Source organism: Kitasatospora sp. NPDC051705 (genome assembly GCF_044453265.1).
GTDB lineage: Bacteria > Actinomycetota > Actinomycetes > Streptomycetales > Streptomycetaceae > Kitasatospora.
Window position 1 is genome coordinate 105,365 of sequence record NZ_JBITCO010000015.1, and the last position, 15,659, is coordinate 121,023.

A 15,659-nucleotide genomic window follows, 5' to 3' on the forward strand; every position below is an offset into this window, starting at 1 on the left:
GCTGAGCTCCTGGGCGGCGGAACCGGGGTCGGGCGGGTCAGACGGTGAGGGCGAGCCGGTTGATCGCGGCGAGCGGGATCGGCAGCCAGCTCGGGCGGTGCCGGGCCTCGTACACCACCTCGTACACGGCCTTGTCGATCTCGAGCGCCCGCATCAGCTCGGGGGAGGCGGCCGGGTCGGCGCCGCCGCCGGCGGTGTAGCCGGCGCAGAAGGCGGTGCGGTTGCGCTGGGCCCAGGCGGCGGCCAGATGGGCGAGCTCCGGGTCGACGGGGCCGCCGGCCAGCAGGTGGGCGGCGGCGTAGTCGAAGGAGCGGAGCATGGCGGCGACGTCGCGCAGCGCGGGCTGCGGTTCGCGGCGTTCGTTGACGGACTTGGCGGGTTCGCCCTCGAAGTCCAGCAGCACCCAGCCGTGCGGGGTGCGCATGGCCTGGCCCAGGTGCAGGTCGCCGTGGATGCGCTGGACGGGCAGGCCGTCGGGGTGGGCGTCGGCGAGCTGTTGGAAGGCGCTGCGCAGCGCGGCCCGGTAGCGCAGCAGGCCGGGGACGGCGGCGACGGCGCTGTCCAGCCGGTCGGCCATGGTGGTGGCGAGCATGCGGGTCTGGGTGCGGTCGAGGCGGGCGACCGGCATGGAGCGGGCCAGTACCCGGTGGACCTCGGCGGTGGCACGGCCGAGCCGGTGGGCCTCGATGGCGAAGTTGCCGGGGGACGGGTCGCCCTTGAGCCGGCCGACCTGGTCGAGGGCGAGCTCCCAGCCGTCCTCGGCGTCCGGCAGGTAGCGCTGCAGCAGGCCGAGGGTGGCGGGTTCGGCGCGTTCCATCCGGCTCTCGAACCAGGCGGCGACCCGGGGGATCCGGGTGGAGCCGGCCCGGGAGAGGGCGAGGGAGAGTTCGAGGTCGGGGTTGGTGCCGGGGTGGATGCGGCGGAACAGCTTGAGGATGTAGGAGGTGCCGTAGATGACGGAGCTGTTGGACTGCTCGGCGGTGGAGGCGCGGCCGGGGAGGTTGGCGGGGAGCCCGGAGCCGGGGGTGCGGCGGAAGGCGAGGGAGCCGAAGCGGTCGCCGGTGGCGAGGTGCTCCAGCAGCCGTCCGGTGAGCTCCGGGTCGTGCACCGCGTCGTAGAGCGCCGCGCCGTCGTACGGGCCCTGGCTGAGCCGGCCGAGCACGGCGCCGGGGTCGATGTCCGCGGAGCCGTGGGAGCGGATGCCGAGCAGGAGTTGGTAGATGTCGCCGTGCGGGGCGCCGGCCGTGGTGGCGTGTTCGACCCGCAGCAGCAGGTGCAGCAGGGCCGGGTCGCCGACCTGCAGCGGGGTGCCGACCACGGGGGTGAGGCCGGTGATGGGCCGTCCCTTCCCGGCGTACCAGCGCTGGGTGGGGAGCCACTCGGCGATCAGCGGCAGGGCCGCCTGGACGAGTTCGCTGACCCCCAGGGCGGTTCTCCGGGCCCCGGTGCTCCGCGCGGCGGCCGGCGCGGCGGAGCCGGCCGGGGCGTCGTGCTGCACGTGGGCTTGAGAACGGGAGGTTTCGGACATGACTCCCTTTCCCCGGAAGCGGGCGGACTGCCCGACGGGTCTGGCCGGGTCCGTCAGTCTTCCGGATTTCGGCGGCGCGGCGGCGACGGCACGCGAGCGGGGCTCAGGTGTCACGCCTTCGTGTGGGTGGCCGTTGGGCTGTTCTCCGTACGCGGTGGTGCAGAGAACTCCGGGGGCGCGGGGGTTCAACTCGCGCCCCCGGAGGGTCTGGTGGTGCGGTGCGGGCCGGGTGCGGCGGATCGTTACTTCGAGCGCCTGGTCCCGCTCAGGCGCGGGGGCTGCCGGAGCTGGAACCAGTAGAAGCCGTGGCCGGCCAGGGTGAGCAGGTAGGGCCACTCGCCGATCGAGGGGAAGCGCACCCCGCCGATCAGTTCGACCGGGTACCGTCCGCCGTACTGCCGCAGGTCCAGTTCGGTCGGTTGCGCGAACCGCGAGAAGTTGTTCACGCACATGACCAGGTCCCCCTCGTGCTCGCGCACGAAGGCGAGCACGGCGGGGTTGCTGGAGGGCAGTTCGGTGTAGGTGCCGAGGCCGAACGCCGGGTTGAGCTTGCGGATCTCGATCATGCGACGCGTCCAGTGCAGCAGCGAACTCGAACTGCTCTGCTGCGCTTCGACGTTGGTCACCTGGTAGCCGTACACCGGGTCCATGATGGGCGGCAGACTGAGCCTGCCCGGGTCGGCGGAGGAGAAACCCGCGTTGCGGTCCGGGGTCCACTGCATCGGCGTGCGCACGCCGTCCCGGTCGCCCAGCCAGATGTTGTCGCCCATGCCGATCTCGTCCCCGTAGTAGAGCACCGGCGAGCCGGGGAGGGAGAGCAGCAGGGCGGTGAACAGCTCGATCTGGTTGCGGTCGTTCTCCAGCAGCGGGGCGAGCCGGCGGCGGATGCCCACGTTGGCGCGCATCCGCGGGTCCTTGGCGTACTCCGCGTACATGTAGTCGCGCTCCTCGTCGGTGACCATCTCCAGGGTCAGCTCGTCGTGGTTGCGCAGGAAGATGCCCCACTGGCAGCCGTTGGGGATCTGCGGGGTCTTGGCGAGGATCTCCGAGACCGGGTAGCGCGACTCCCGCCGCACCGCCATGAAGATCCGCGGCATCACCGGGAAGTGGAACGCCATGTGGCACTCGTCGCCGCCCGCGGTGAAGTCGCCGAAGTAGTCGACGACGTCCTCGGGCCACTGGTTGGCCTCGGCGAGCAGCACGGTGTCGGGGTAGTCGGCGTCGATCTCCTTGCGGACCCGCTTGAGGAACTCGTGGGTCTCCGGGAGGTTCTCGCAGTTGGTGCCCTCGCGGGCGAAGAGGTACGGCACCGCGTCCAGCCGGAAGCCGTCGATGCCGAGGTCCAGCCAGAACCGCAGCCCGGCGATCATCTCGTCCTGGACCCGGGGGTTGTCGTAGTTGAGGTCCGGTTGGTGGGAGAAGAAGCGGTGCCAGAAGTACTGCTTGCGGACGGGGTCGTAGGTCCAGTTGGAGGTCTCGGTGTCGATGAAGATGATCCGGGCGTCCGGGTACTGCTTGTCGTCGTCGGCCCACATGTAGAAGTCGCCGTACGGGCCGTCCGGGTCCGCCCGGGAGGCCTGGAACCACGGGTGCTGGTCGCTGGTGTGGTTCATCACGAAGTCGATGATCACGCGCATGCCGCGGGCGTGCGCGGCGTCGACGAACTCCATGAAGTCGGCGATGTCGCCGAACTCCGGCAGCACCGACTTGTAGTCGGCCACGTCGTACCCGCCGTCGCGCAGCGGCGAGGCGAAGAACGGCGGGAGCCAGAGGCAGTCGACCCCGAGCCACTGCAGGTAGTCGAGCTTGGCCGTGAGCCCCTTGAGGTCCCCGACCCCGTCGCCGTTGCTGTCCTGGAAGGACCGCACCAGCACCTCGTAGAAGACCGCACGCTTGAACCACTCCGGGTCCAGGTTCTTCTTCGAGGTCTCCGGGAAGGTGTCGGGGACGGGCTCGTTCACTGTCACGCTGGGTTCCTCCGAACCGTGAGGAGGTGAGCCGGCTCGGCTGAGGGATCGAGCCGGACGTAGTTGTGCCGGCCCCAGGTGTAGACGGCGCCGGTGAGCTCGTCGTGCACCGCGAACGGGCCATCGCCGTCGAGCGTGACGGTGGCCTCCTGCACGTGGTGCGGGTCGAGGTTGACCACGGTGATGACCTGGTCGGTGATGCCCTCGGGGGTGGTCGCGGTCTTGGAGTAGGCGAGCACCTGGTCGTTGTCGGTGGGGTGGAAGCGCAGGTCGCGCAGCTGCTGCAGGGCGGGGTGGCGCCGGCGCAGCCGGTTCAGCACGGTGAGCAGCGGGGCGAGGGAGTCGCCGCGGGTCCAGTCGCGCGGGCGCAGCTCGTACTTCTCCGAGTGCAGGTACTCCTCCGACCCGGGGTGGGCCGGCTCGTTCTCGAACAGCTCGTAGCCGGCGTAGACGCCGTAGCTGGGGGCGAGGGTGGCGGCGAGCACGGCGCGGACGGCGAAGGCGGCCCGGCCGCCGTGCTGCAGGTAGCCGTGCAGGATGTCCGGGGTGTTGGCGAAGAAGTTGGGCCGCATGTAGGCGGCGGCGTCACCGGTGAGTTCGGTGAGGTAGTCGGTGAGTTCCGGTTTGGTGGTGCGCCAGGTGAAGTACGTGTACGACTGGTGGAATCCGATCTTCGCCAGGGTGTGCATCATCGCGGGGCGGGTGAAGGCCTCGGCCAGGAAGACGACGTCCGGGTCGGTGCGGGCGATGTCGCCGAGCACCTTCTCCCAGAACACGACCGGTTTGGTGTGCGGGTTGTCGACGCGGAAGATCCGGACGCCGTGGGACATCCAGAACCGGAGGAGGCGGACGGTTTCCTTGACGATTCCGTCCATGTCCTGGTCGAAGTTGATCGGATAGATGTCCTGGTACTTCTTCGGCGGGTTCTCGGCGTACGCGATGGTGCCGTCCGAGCGGTGGCTGAACCATTCCGGGTGCTTGTTCACCCACGGGTGGTCGGGGGAGCACTGCAGGGCGAAGTCCAGCGCCACCTCCAGGTGCAGCGCGCGGGCCTCGGCGACGAAGTGGTCGAAGTCCTCGATGGTGCCGAGGTCCGGGTGGACGGCGTCGTGGCCGCCCTCCGGGGAGCCGATCGCCCAGGGCGAGCCGACGTCGTGCGGACCGGCCGTCAGGGTGTTGTCGGGGCCCTTGCGGAAGGCTCGTCCGATCGGGTGGACCGGGGGCAGGTAGACCACGTCGAAGTCCATCGCGGCGACGGCCGGCAGCCGCTCCGCGGCGGTGCGCAGGGTGCCCGAGCGCGGCGGCTCGACCCCGTTCGGGTCCACCACCGCCCCCTCCGAGCGGGGGAAGAACTCGTACCAGGAGCCGAACAGGGCGCGTTCGCGGTCCACCTGGAGCGGCAGCGGGCGGGAGGCGCTGAGCAGCTCGCGCAGCGGGTGGCGGGCCAGCAGGTCCAGCACCTCGGGGGCGAGCGCGGCGGCCAGCCGGGACAGCGGCGGCAGGCCGGGGTCGCGCAGCGCGTCGGCGGCGGCCAGCACGTGCGCGCGGCCCTCCTTCTTCGGCACCCCGGCCGCGGCCTGCTCCATCAGCCGGGCGCCGTCCTCCAGGACCAGCGCGGTGTCGATGCCGGCGGGCAGCTTCACCGCCGCGGTCTTCCGCCAGGTCGCGATCGGGTCGCTCCACGCCTCGACCAGGTACGACCAGCGGCCGGGCGCGGTCGGCGTGACGTGGGCGCCCCAGCGGTCGGTGCCCTCGGCGAGCTCGCGCATCGGTGTCCAGGGGCCGCTGCGGCCGCGCGGGTCGCGCAGCACCACGTTGGCGTTGACGGCGTCGTGGCCCTCGCGGAACACGGTGGCGGTGACCAGGAAGGTCTCGCCGACGACGGCCTTGGCCGGGCGGCGGCCGGAGTCGACGAGGGGGCTGACGTCCAGGACGGGGATGCGGCCGATCACGGTGTCGCTCTCTGTCGTCTTGCGGGCGGCTGACTTGCGGGCGGGTGCCTTGCGCGGCGCGGCCTCGGCCTTGCGCGGCACAGCCTCGGCCTTCGGGGTGGCGGCCTTCGGGGTGACGGCCGCCGTGGCGGCGGGCTCCGCCGCGCTCCTCGCGGTGGCGGCGGTGCGGCGCGTCGTGGTGGTGCGCCTGCGCGGAGCCGCCGTCCGGCCGTCCTCGGCCCCGGGTTGTCGGGCCGCGTCGGCCGGCTCGGTCCGGACCGCCCCGGCCCGGGGCGCCGGCATCGCCGGGTCTGTCCGAGTGTCAGAATCCGTCCGTCCGGCGGATTCCGCGACCGCTGCGTCGATGGTTTCGGCCACCGGTGTGGACTGGTCCCGCGTGTCGCCGTGCATGCCAAACTCCTGCCCGAGATCGGCGGCAACTCCCGCGGGCCGGGCTGGGCCAGGGGAGTACCGGAGGACTGCTGGGTGGGGAGGACGTGCGACCGGAAGCCTGCCCGCGCCGCCGTCCCCGGCAACCGCCCGGCGCCCGCCGAGCCCGCGGCGGGAGGCCCCGGAGCCCGCGCGCGTCCCGGCGCACGCCTCCAGGGGCACGCCCCTGGGCGACCCGGTCCACCCGTGAACGAGCAGCCCGAGCACGAGGACACGCGTCGGTGCGCGGTGAGCGCCGAACGGGCTAAGAGGGAAGGGGAACGATCAACGCGAAAAGGATTCGGACGTGCTGCTTCGAGGGGGACGCCACCCGTCGCCGTACTCCCCGCAGCAGCTACGACCCTGGGTCATCCTCGCACCGGCGACAAGACTTTTGCAGCGGTACGACAGTAGTTTCGGGCTTTGTCCTGAGTGGATGCGCCATCGGAAATGGACCTGTTCCGCAGTGTTCACGCATTGGTAGCGCGGACCCCCGGAATGTGCGCCTCGCGCGCCCCCTGTGCAGACCAATGCGCCGAATGCGATCTCATCAATAGCCCGAACGGATGCCCAATAGGCCACTTGACGCACTGCCACGACGGCCGTCACGGCTACGCTTCACGCCGTGAAGGCAATCCGCAGATTCACCGTCCGCACCGTCCTGCCCGAACAACTCCAGCCGCTGCACGAGCTGGCCCTCAACCTGCGCTGGTCCTGGCACCCCGAGACCAGGGACCTCTTCCGGTCCGTGGACCCGGAGGTCTGGGCCGCGACCGGCGAGGACCCGGTGCGGCTGCTCGGGGAGGTCCCGGCCGCCAGGCTCGCCGCGCTCGCCGCCGACCGGCGCTTCCTGCGCAGACTCGGCGACCTCGCCGAGGACCTGCGCGAGTACCTCACCGGCCCGCGCTGGTACCAGGCCCAACAGGAGGCCGGCCCCACCCCGCCGCCCGCCGCGATCGCCTACTTCTCGCCCGAGTACGGCATCGCCGCCGCGCTGCCCCAGTACTCCGGCGGGCTCGGCATCCTGGCCGGGGACCACCTCAAGGCCGCCAGCGACCTCGGCGTCCCGATCATCGGCGTCGGACTGTTCTACCGGCACGGCTACTTCCGGCAGTCCCTCAACCGGGACGGCTGGCAGCAGGAGCGCTACCCGCTGCTCGACCCGGACGAACTCGCGGTCAGCCTGCTCCGGGAGGCCGACGGCACGCCCGCCCGGGTCGACCTCGCCCTGCCCGGCGGCCGCACCCTGGCCGCGCACGTCTGGAAGGCCCAGGTCGGGCGCGTCCCGCTGCTGCTCCTCGACTCCGACATCGAGGCCAACTCGCCCGCCGAACGCGACGTCACCGACCGCCTCTACGGCGGCGGCAGCGAGCACCGGCTGCTCCAGGAGATGCTCCTCGGCATCGGCGGCGTCCGCGCCGTCCGCACCTACTGCCGGCTCACCGGGCACCCCGCCCCCGAGGTCTTCCACACCAACGAGGGCCACGCCGGCTTCCTCGGCGTCGAGCGGATCCGCGAGCTGGTCGCCGCCGGCCCGGCCGCCCCCGAGGGCGCCGGCCTCGACTTCGCCGCCGCCCTGGAGTCCGTCCGGGCCGGCACCCTCTTCACCACCCACACGCCCGTCCCGGCGGGCATCGACCGCTTCGACCGCGAGCTCGTCGCCCGGCACTTCAGCGGCGACGCCGCGCTCCCCGGCGTCCCGGTCGACCCGGTGCTCGCGCTCGGCGCCGAGACCTGGCGCGGCGGGGACCCGAAGCTCTTCAACATGGCCGCCATGGGCCTGCGGCTCGCCCAGCGCGCCAACGGGGTCTCCACCCTGCACGGCGAGGTCAGCCGCTCCATGTTCAACGGCCTCTGGCCCGGCTTCGACGCCGCCGAGGTGCCGATCACCTCGGTCACCAACGGCGTCCACGCCGCCACCTGGATCGACCCGGCGGTCGTCCGGCTCGGCGCGGCCGAGATCGGCGCCGAGCGCGCCGAGGACGCCATGACCACCGGTGACGCCAAGCGCTGGACGGGCCTGGAGCGGATCGGCAACACCGAGATCTGGGACCTGCGCCGCAGCCTGCGGGCCCAGCTCGTCGAGGAGGCCCGCCGCCGGCTGCGCGCCTCCTGGCGCCAGCGCGGCGCCGGCGAGGCCGAGCTCGGCTGGGTCTCCTCGGTGCTCGACCCCGACGTGCTCACCATCGGCTTCGCCCGCCGGGTGCCCTCCTACAAGCGGCTCACCCTGATGCTGCGCGACCCGGACCGGCTGCGGGCGCTGCTGCTGCACCCCACCCGGCCGGTGCAGATCGTGGTCGCCGGCAAGGCCCACCCGGCCGACGACGGCGGCAAGCGGCTCATCCAGCAGATGGTGGCCTTCGCCGACGACCCGGCCGTCCGGCACCGGATCGTCTTCCTGCCGGACTACGACATGGCGATGGCGAGGCTCCTCTACCCGGGCTGCGACGTCTGGCTGAACAACCCGCTGCGCCCGCTGGAGGCCTGCGGCACCTCCGGGATGAAGGCCGCGCTGAACGGCTGCCTCAACCTGTCCGTCCTGGACGGCTGGTGGGACGAGTGGTACGACGGCCAGAACGGCTGGGCGATCCCGACCGCCGACGAGACCGGCGGCGTGCTCGACCCGGACAGCGGCGAGGCCGAGCGGCGCGACGACATCGAGGCCGCCGCGCTGTACGACCTGATCGAGGAGCAGGTCGCCGGCCGCTTCTACGACCGCGGCGCGGACGGGCTGCCGCACCGCTGGATCGCGATGGTCCGGCACACCCTGGTGACCCTCGGGCCCAAGGTGCTGGCCGGGCGGATGGTCCGCGAGTACGTCGACCGGCTGTACACCCCGGCGGCGCTGGCCCAGCGGGAGCTGGCGGGCTCGGCCCACCGCGGCGCCCAGGAACTGGCCGCCTGGAAGGCCAGGGTCCGCGAGGCCTGGCCGGCCGTGCGGGTCGAGCACGTCGAGGCGGACTGCCCGGACGAGGCGCAGGAGCTCGGCAGCTCGCTGGCGCTGCGGGTGCAGGTCGCGCTCGGGGCGCTCGCGCCGGGCGACGTCGAGGTGCAGGCGGTCTCCGGGCGGGTCGACGAGTCGGACGGCATCTCGGACGCCTGCGTGCTCGCCCTCAAGCCGGTCGGCGGGCCCGACCTGGACGGGCGGACCCGCTACGAGGGCTCGCTGGAGCTCTGCCGGACCGGCCCGTTCGGCTACACCGTCCGGGTGCTGCCGACCCACCCCCGGCTCGCCTCCCCGGCCGAGCCGGGACTGGTCGCGCTGCCCGCCGAGTCGGTGGGCATGGACGCGGGCGTGCTGCGCTAGCGAGCCGCCCGAGGGCGTGCCCCGGCGCCGCGGACGCGCACGGGGCACGCCCCCGGTGCGTCCGGCGGCACCGGGCACACCTCAGACGAGGCTGTCCCGCCAGGCCCGGTGGAGGGCGGCGAAGCGGCCGGATCCGTCGACCAGCTCCTGCGGGGAGCCGTCCTCGACGATCCGGCCCTGGTCCATCACCAGGACGCGGTCGGCGATCTCCACCGTGGAGAGCCGGTGCGCGATGATCACGGCCGTCCGCCCGGCCAGCACCGTGCGCATGGCCCGCTGGACGGCCTGCTCGCCGGGGACGTCCAGCGAGCTGGTCGCCTCGTCGAGGATCAGCACGGTGGGATCGGCGAGCAGGGCGCGGGCGAAGGCGACGAGCTGGCGCTGGCCGGCGGAGATCCGGCCGCCGCGCTTGCGCACGTCGGTGTCGAAGCCGTCCGGGAGCGCGGCGACGAACTCGTGCGCGCCGATGTCCCGGGCGGCCTGCTCGACCTCCTCGCGGGTCGCGCCGGGGCGGCCGATCGCGATGTTCTCGGCGACGGTGCCGGAGAACAGGAAGGACTCCTGGGTCACCATCACCACCCCGCGCCGCAGCTCGGGGGTGGCGAGGTCGCGCAGGTCGACGCCGTCCAGCCGGATCCGGCCGTCCGTCGGGTCGTAGAAGCGGGCCAGCAGCTTGGCGACCGTCGACTTGCCGGCGCCCGTCGCGCCGACCACCGCCACCGTCTGTCCGGCCGGGATCAGCAGGTCGAAGGGCGGCAGCACCTCCTTGCCGGTGCGGTAGGCGAAGCGGGCCCGCTCGAAGCGGACCTCGCGGCCCTTGCCGGCGGCCGGCGGCAGGTCGGCGGGCTCGGCGGGCTCGGCCACCGTCGGCTCGTGGGCGAGCAGACCGGCGATCTTCTCCAGCGCGGCGGCGGCCGACTGGTAGCTGTTCAGGAACATCGCCAGCTGGTCGATCGGGTCGTAGAGCCGGCGCAGGTAGAGCACGAAGGCGGTGAGCACGCCCAGCTCCAGCGTGCCGTCGGTGACCAGGTAGGCGCCGAGCAGCACCATGCCGGCGGTCCACACGTTGGCGGTGGCGCGGGAGAGGCCGACGTACCGGGCGATCTCCAGCAGGCCGTCCGCGGTCGCGGTGGCGGAGCGCTCGTTGACCACGGCGAAGGCCGCGTCGTTCGCCCGCTCGCGGCGGAAGGCCTGCACCGGGCGGATGCCGTTCATGGTCTCGGTGAAGCGGACGATCAGCGAGGCCGCCGAGGTGCGCGAGCGGCGGTAGACCCGGCGGGAGCGGCGGCGGAAGGACCGGGCGATCAGGGCCAGCGGCAGGATCGACACCAGGGACACCAGACCGAGGCGCCAGTCCAGCACCAGCAGCAGCACCGAGATGTAGCAGAGCGACAGGAAGACGGTCAGCAGCTCCTGCAGGCCCTCCGAGAGCAGCTCCCGCAGCGCGTCCACGTCGCTGGTGGCGCGCGAGATGATCCGGCCCGAGGTGTAGCGCTCGTGGAAGTCCAGGCTGAGCCGCTGGGCGTGCCGGAAGATCCGGCCGCGCAGCTCCAGCAGGATGTCCTGGTTGACCCGGGCGCTGATCTTGATGAACGCCCACTGCAGCAGCGGGCTGAGCAGCGCGCAGCCCAGGTAGGCGCAGACCACCGCGACCAGCGGCCCGGCGTCGTGGCCGCGCAGCGCCGGGATGCCGCGGTCCATCGCGACGGCGACCAGCAGCGGGCCGGACTGCAGGGCGGCCTGCTGGACCAGGATCACCACCATCGCGACGGCGATCCGGGCCCGGTGCGGGCCCAGCAGCGAGCGCAGCAGTGCCCCCGGCGCGCCGGGCGGGACGGGGATGTCCTCCTCGTCGGCCGGGGGAGGCGGCAGTTCCTCCTCCGCGACCGGCGCGGGCTCGACGGTGGTGGTCATCGGGCAGGCCCCTTCTCCAGCACGAGGGGGCCGTCCGGCAGGAGGGCGGCCTCGCCCGACATCAGTTCGCGGTAGTGCGCGCAGTCGCGCAGCAGGTCCTGGTGGGTGCCGACGGCCTCGATCCGGCCGTCGGCGAGCACCGCGACCCGGTCGGCGAGCAGCACGGTGCTCGGGCGGTGGGCGACCACCAGGGCGGTGGTGGAGCCGAGGACCTCGCGCAGCGCCCGCTCGACCAGCGCCTCGGTGTGCACGTCGAGCGCGGAGAGCGGGTCGTCCAGCACCAGGAAGGCCGGGTCGCCGACCACGGCGCGGGCCAGCGCCAGCCGCTGGCGCTGCCCGCCGGACAGGCTCAGGCCCTGCTCGCCGACCTCGGTGTCCACCCCGGCCGGGAGCTTGTCGACGAAGCCGGCCTGGGCGGTGGACAGGGCGGAGCGCAGCCGTTCCTCGCCGGCGCCGGGGGCGCCCATCAGGACGTTCTCCCGGACGGTGGCGGAGAACAGGGTGGGCTCCTCGAAGGCGACGGCGACCAGCTCGCGCAGCCGCTCCCGGGACAGCTCGCGGATGTCCCGGCCGTCCAGGGTGATGGTGCCGCCGGTGGCCTCGTAGAGGCGGGGGAGCAGTGCGGTGAGCGTGGTTTTGCCGCTGCCGGTGGCGCCGACCAGGGCCATCGTCTCGCCGCTGCGGACGTGCAGGTCGATGCCGGCCAGCAGGTCGGGGGTGTCGTCCGGGGCGTCGGGGTAGCGGAAGCGGACGCCGCTGAACCGGATGCCGTCGGCGGTGGGGCCGGAGCCCTGTCCGGAGGTCGGGCCGGGGCCGTCGGCGGTGTGGCGGTCGGCGTCCTCGGGCTCGTCCAGCACCTCGAAGAAGCGGTCGGTGGCGGTGGCGGCTTCGTTGGCATAGGCGAGCAACCAGCCGAGCGACTCGACCGGCCAGCGCAGCGCGAGCGCGGTGGAGAGGAAGGCGACCAGGGTGCCGGCGCTCAGCTCGTCGTGGGCGACCAGGTAGGCGCCGGCGGCGAGGGCGCAGCCGAGGGCGAGCTCCGGCAGGCCGACGATGACCGCCCACAGGTTGGCCAGCAGCCCCGCCTTGCGCAGCTCGGTGCGGCGCAGCTCGTGGGACTGCGCGCGGAAGCGCTCGGCCATCGAGCGGTGCCGGCCGAAGGCCTTGAGGATGCGGATGCCGAGGACGGACTCCTCGACGACGGTGGCGAGGTCGCCGTTCTGGTCCTGGGCGAGCCGGGAGGCGCCGGAGTAGCCGTGCTCGAAGCGCCGGGTCAGCAGGAACAGCGGGACGGCGGGCAGCAGGGTGATCAGGGCCAGGCGCCAGTCCTGGGTGAACATCACCGCCGTGCCGGCCAGGAACATCACCGAGTTGACGATCAGGAAGACCAGCGGGAAGGCCAGGAACAGCCGCATGGTGTACATGTCGGCGGTGGCCCGGGAGAGCAGCTGGCCGGATCCCCACCGGTCGTGGAAGGAGATCGGCAGCCGCTGGAGCTTGGCGAAGAGGTCGCCGCGCATGGCCGTCTCCAGCCCGGCCAGCGGGCGGGCCAGGACCACCCTGCGGGTGTAGAACAGCGCGGCCTCGACCAGGCCGAGGAGCAGCAGCAGGCCGACCAGGGGCCAGAGCCCGGCGAGGTCGTGGTGGGCGAGCGGTCCGTCGACGATCCGGCCGAGGACCAGCGGGACGGCGAGGACGCTCAGCATGGCCAGCACGGCGGAGCCCACCGAGACGGCCAACCGGCGCCGCACGGCCCGCGCGTAGGGCCACAGGCGCAGCAGGGAACGGACCGTGGAGCGGCGGCGCCCGGTCGTGGTGTCGTCGTCTTGTCTGTTCTCGGCCATCGTCGTGAGGGTAGGACGAGGCGGCGTCATTTCTCATCCGGTTTTTCACCCCTGTCAGGGCGGTGCGGCGAGAACCGGCCACCCGTGCCCGCGGGCACGGGGCGCCGGACGCCGACGACCGGCGCTACGCGTGCGGGGCGGGGGCGCGCAGCAGGTGCAGCGAGCGCCCGCCCAGCACCACCGCGCCCCGCGGGAACCGCTCGCCGGAGCCCGCGGCGGCCGTGTCGACCACCGTCTCGTACGCCTCCTCCGGGGCGGCCCAGGGCTCCCCGGGCAGCGTGAACACCACCGGTTCGTGGCCGGCGTTGAGCAGCAGCAGGAAGCTGTCGTCCCGGGCCGGGCACCCGGTGCCGTCCCGCTCCGACATCGCGGCGCCGGACAGCAGCATGCCCAGGCAGGCCGTCGGGGAGAACCAGTCGGCCTCGGTCATCTCCTTGCCGAGCGGGGTGAACCAGGCGAGGTCCGGCTGGCCGCCCGGGGCGGTGGCCCGGCCGGAGAAGAACGCCCGCTGCCGCAGGACGGGGTGGGCCCGGCGGAGCCGGATCAGCCGGGCCGTCAGCCCGCACAGCTCCCGCCAGCCGGGATCGGCGTCCTCGGCGAGCAGCGACCAGTCCAGCCAGCTCGTCGGGTTGTCCTGGCAGTAGGCGTTGTTGTTGCCGCCCTGGGTGCGGCCCAGCTCGTCCCCCGCCGTGATCATCGGGACGCCGGTGGAGAGCAGCAGGGTGGCCATCAGGTTGCGCAACTGGCGCAGCCGCAGGGCGTTGACCTCGGGATCGGTGGTCTCGCCCTCGGCGCCGTGGTTCCAGGAGCGGTTGTCGTCGGTGCCGTCCCGGTTGGCCTCGCCGTTGGCCTCGTTGTGCTTGCGGTCGTAGCTGACCAGGTCCCGCAGGGTGAAGCCGTCGTGCGCGGTCACGTAGTTGACGGAGGCGTACGGGCGGCGCCCGCCGCGCTGGTAGAGGTCGGAGGAGCCGGACAGCCGGTAGCCCAGCTCGCGCACGTCCGGGCGGGCGCCGCGCCAGAAGTCCCGGACGGTGTCCCGGTACTTGTCGTTCCACTCGGCCCACAGCGGCGGGAAACCGCCGACCTGGTACCCGCCCGGGCCGACGTCCCACGGCTCGGCGATCAGCTTCACCCGGCTGAGCAACGGGTCCTGGGAGACGGCGGCGAGGAACGGGTGGTCCATGTCCACCCCGTCGGTGCCGCGGACGAGGGCCGCCGCCAGGTCGAAGCGGAAGCCGTCCACGCCCATCTCGGTGACCCAGTACCGCAGCGAGTCGGTGACCAGCCGGACCACCTGCGGTCGGCGGGTGTCCAGGGTGTTGCCGCAGCCGGTGTAGTCGGCGTAGCCGCGCGGCCGGTGCGGGGCCGTCCGGTAGTAGGCGGCGTTGTCGATGCCGCGCAGCGAGAGCGTCGGGCCGAGCTCGGCGCCCTCGGCGGTGTGGTTGAACACCACGTCGAGGATCACCTCGATCCCGGCGGCGTGCAGCGCGCGCACCATCCGCTTGAACTCGCCGACCTGGCCGCCGCGCGAGCCCGAGGCGGAGTAGCCGGCGTGCGGGGCGAAGTAGCCGACCGTGTTGTAACCCCAGTAGTTGACCAGGCCGCGGGACTGCAGGTGGTCCTCGCTGGCGAACTGGTGCACCGGCAGCAGCTCGACGGCCGTCACGCCGAGTCCGGTCAGGTGGGCGATCGCGGCGGGGTGGGCCAGGCCCGCGTAGGTGCCGCGCAGCTGCGGCGGGACGTCGGGGTGGCGCATGGTGAAGCCGCGCACGTGCAGCTCGTAGAGCACCGTCTCGGCCCAGGGCGTCTTGGGGCGGTGGTCGTCGTACCAGTCGTCGTCGTCGTGGACGACCACGGATCTGGGCACGTAGCGGGCCGAGTCGCGGTTGTCCCGGACGGTGTCGGCGACGTCCCGCTCCGGCCAGTTGCGCACCGCCGCGCAGACCGCGTCGTGACTGGTGTAACAGCCGTCGACGGCGCGGGCGTACGGGTCGAGCAGCAGCTTGGCCGGGTTCCAGCGGGCGCCCGTCCACGGGTCCCACCGGCCGTGCACGCGGAAGCCGTACCGGGCGCCGGGGAGCACGCCGGGCAGGAAGCCGTGCCAGATCTGGAAGTCCTGCTCGGCCAGGCGGTGCCGGCTCTCCCGGCCCTCCTCGTCGAACAGGCAGAGGTCGACCGCCTCGGCGCCGGCCGCCCAGAGCGCGAAGTTGGTGCCGCGGCGGCCGAGGTGGTCGGTGCGGTGGCGGGCGCCGAGCGGCTGCCAGCTGCCGGGCCACGGTGGTTCGGCGGCGACCCCGCCGGACGCCCGCGCACCGGCTTCCAGCTCCTGCCCTGACGCCATGGCCGTACCCTCCCTGGCGGGGTGTCCCGGACCCCGTGCACTTCCTCTTTCCCGGATTGCGCTGATCGGAAGCAGCTGAACGGCGGCTTACCGGCGGATGGCGGTCGGGATGCGCGTGTCCGCCCGGTGGCGCCCTCGGTGGTCCGGCTGTCGGGCCTGCGGGCTTGTGGGCCTGCGGGCGCCCGGGTGCCGCGCCCGGGCGCGGCGCCGTGCCGGTGGCTTCGGACGATCGTCACCGCCGGTTCACCGCGTCTCCACCCACCTCCGCTCGGGATTCCCTCATACGGCCCGGCTATCCTGCTCCGGCGCACCGCACACCGGTGCGAAAGATCGGCGTCCGGTGCAACTCATGGGGGCACTCAGCGCGTCAAGAGAGTGGACACCGGGAGGGGAGAAAC

The 15,659-nt window shown here is 73.2% G+C and carries 7 protein-coding genes; 1 reads left to right on the forward strand and 6 read right to left on the reverse strand.

The annotated features are described in order from the left end of the window. Positions 1-37: 37 nt before the first annotated feature. The 3 genes from ACIA8Q_RS20520 to ACIA8Q_RS20530 form a co-directional block, all read right to left on the reverse strand. Positions 38-1,528 carry a phosphotransferase gene (locus tag ACIA8Q_RS20520; protein ID WP_360204717.1) on the reverse strand — a complete coding sequence of 497 codons (1,491 nt, stop codon included), beginning with the start codon at positions 1,526-1,528 and terminating at the stop codon, positions 38-40. Positions 1,529-1,770: 242 nt separating this feature from the next. Further along, on the reverse strand, positions 1,771-3,495 hold the full coding sequence (treS, locus tag ACIA8Q_RS20525) for a maltose alpha-D-glucosyltransferase (RefSeq protein WP_396317520.1): 1,725 nt from the start codon (positions 3,493-3,495) through the stop codon (positions 1,771-1,773). Next, positions 3,492-5,447, reverse strand: a complete 1,956-nt coding sequence (locus tag ACIA8Q_RS20530; protein ID WP_360204868.1) for an alpha-1,4-glucan--maltose-1-phosphate maltosyltransferase — start codon at positions 5,445-5,447, stop codon at positions 3,492-3,494. Before ACIA8Q_RS20530 ends, treS begins: the two co-directional genes overlap by 4 nt. Before the next feature lie 1,033 nt (positions 5,448-6,480). Between ACIA8Q_RS20530 and glgP the strand changes: the two genes are divergently transcribed. Continuing rightward, the gene (glgP, locus tag ACIA8Q_RS20535; RefSeq protein WP_360204721.1) at positions 6,481-9,162 is read left to right on the forward strand and encodes an alpha-glucan family phosphorylase; all 2,682 of its coding nucleotides are present in this window, start codon (positions 6,481-6,483) and stop codon (positions 9,160-9,162) included. 81 nt (positions 9,163-9,243) lie between these two features. Here glgP and ACIA8Q_RS20540 read toward each other — a convergent pair whose 3' ends face one another. From ACIA8Q_RS20540 to glgX, 3 genes are all read right to left on the reverse strand, one after another. Next, on the reverse strand, positions 9,244-11,076 hold the full coding sequence (locus tag ACIA8Q_RS20540; protein ID WP_360204723.1) for an ABC transporter ATP-binding protein: 1,833 nt from the start codon (positions 11,074-11,076) through the stop codon (positions 9,244-9,246). Next, positions 11,073-12,920 (reverse strand): ABC transporter ATP-binding protein, encoded by a 1,848-nt coding sequence (locus ACIA8Q_RS20545; RefSeq protein WP_360204726.1) that lies wholly within the window; start codon positions 12,918-12,920, stop codon positions 11,073-11,075. The genes ACIA8Q_RS20540 and ACIA8Q_RS20545 overlap by 4 nt, the downstream gene beginning before the upstream one ends. A 124-nt stretch (positions 12,921-13,044) precedes the next feature. Beyond that, positions 13,045-15,261: a glycogen debranching protein GlgX gene (gene glgX, locus ACIA8Q_RS20550; protein WP_396317521.1), complete on the reverse strand. Its 2,217-nt coding sequence runs from the start codon at positions 15,259-15,261 to the stop codon at positions 13,045-13,047. Between the last annotated feature and the right edge of the window lie 398 nt (positions 15,262-15,659).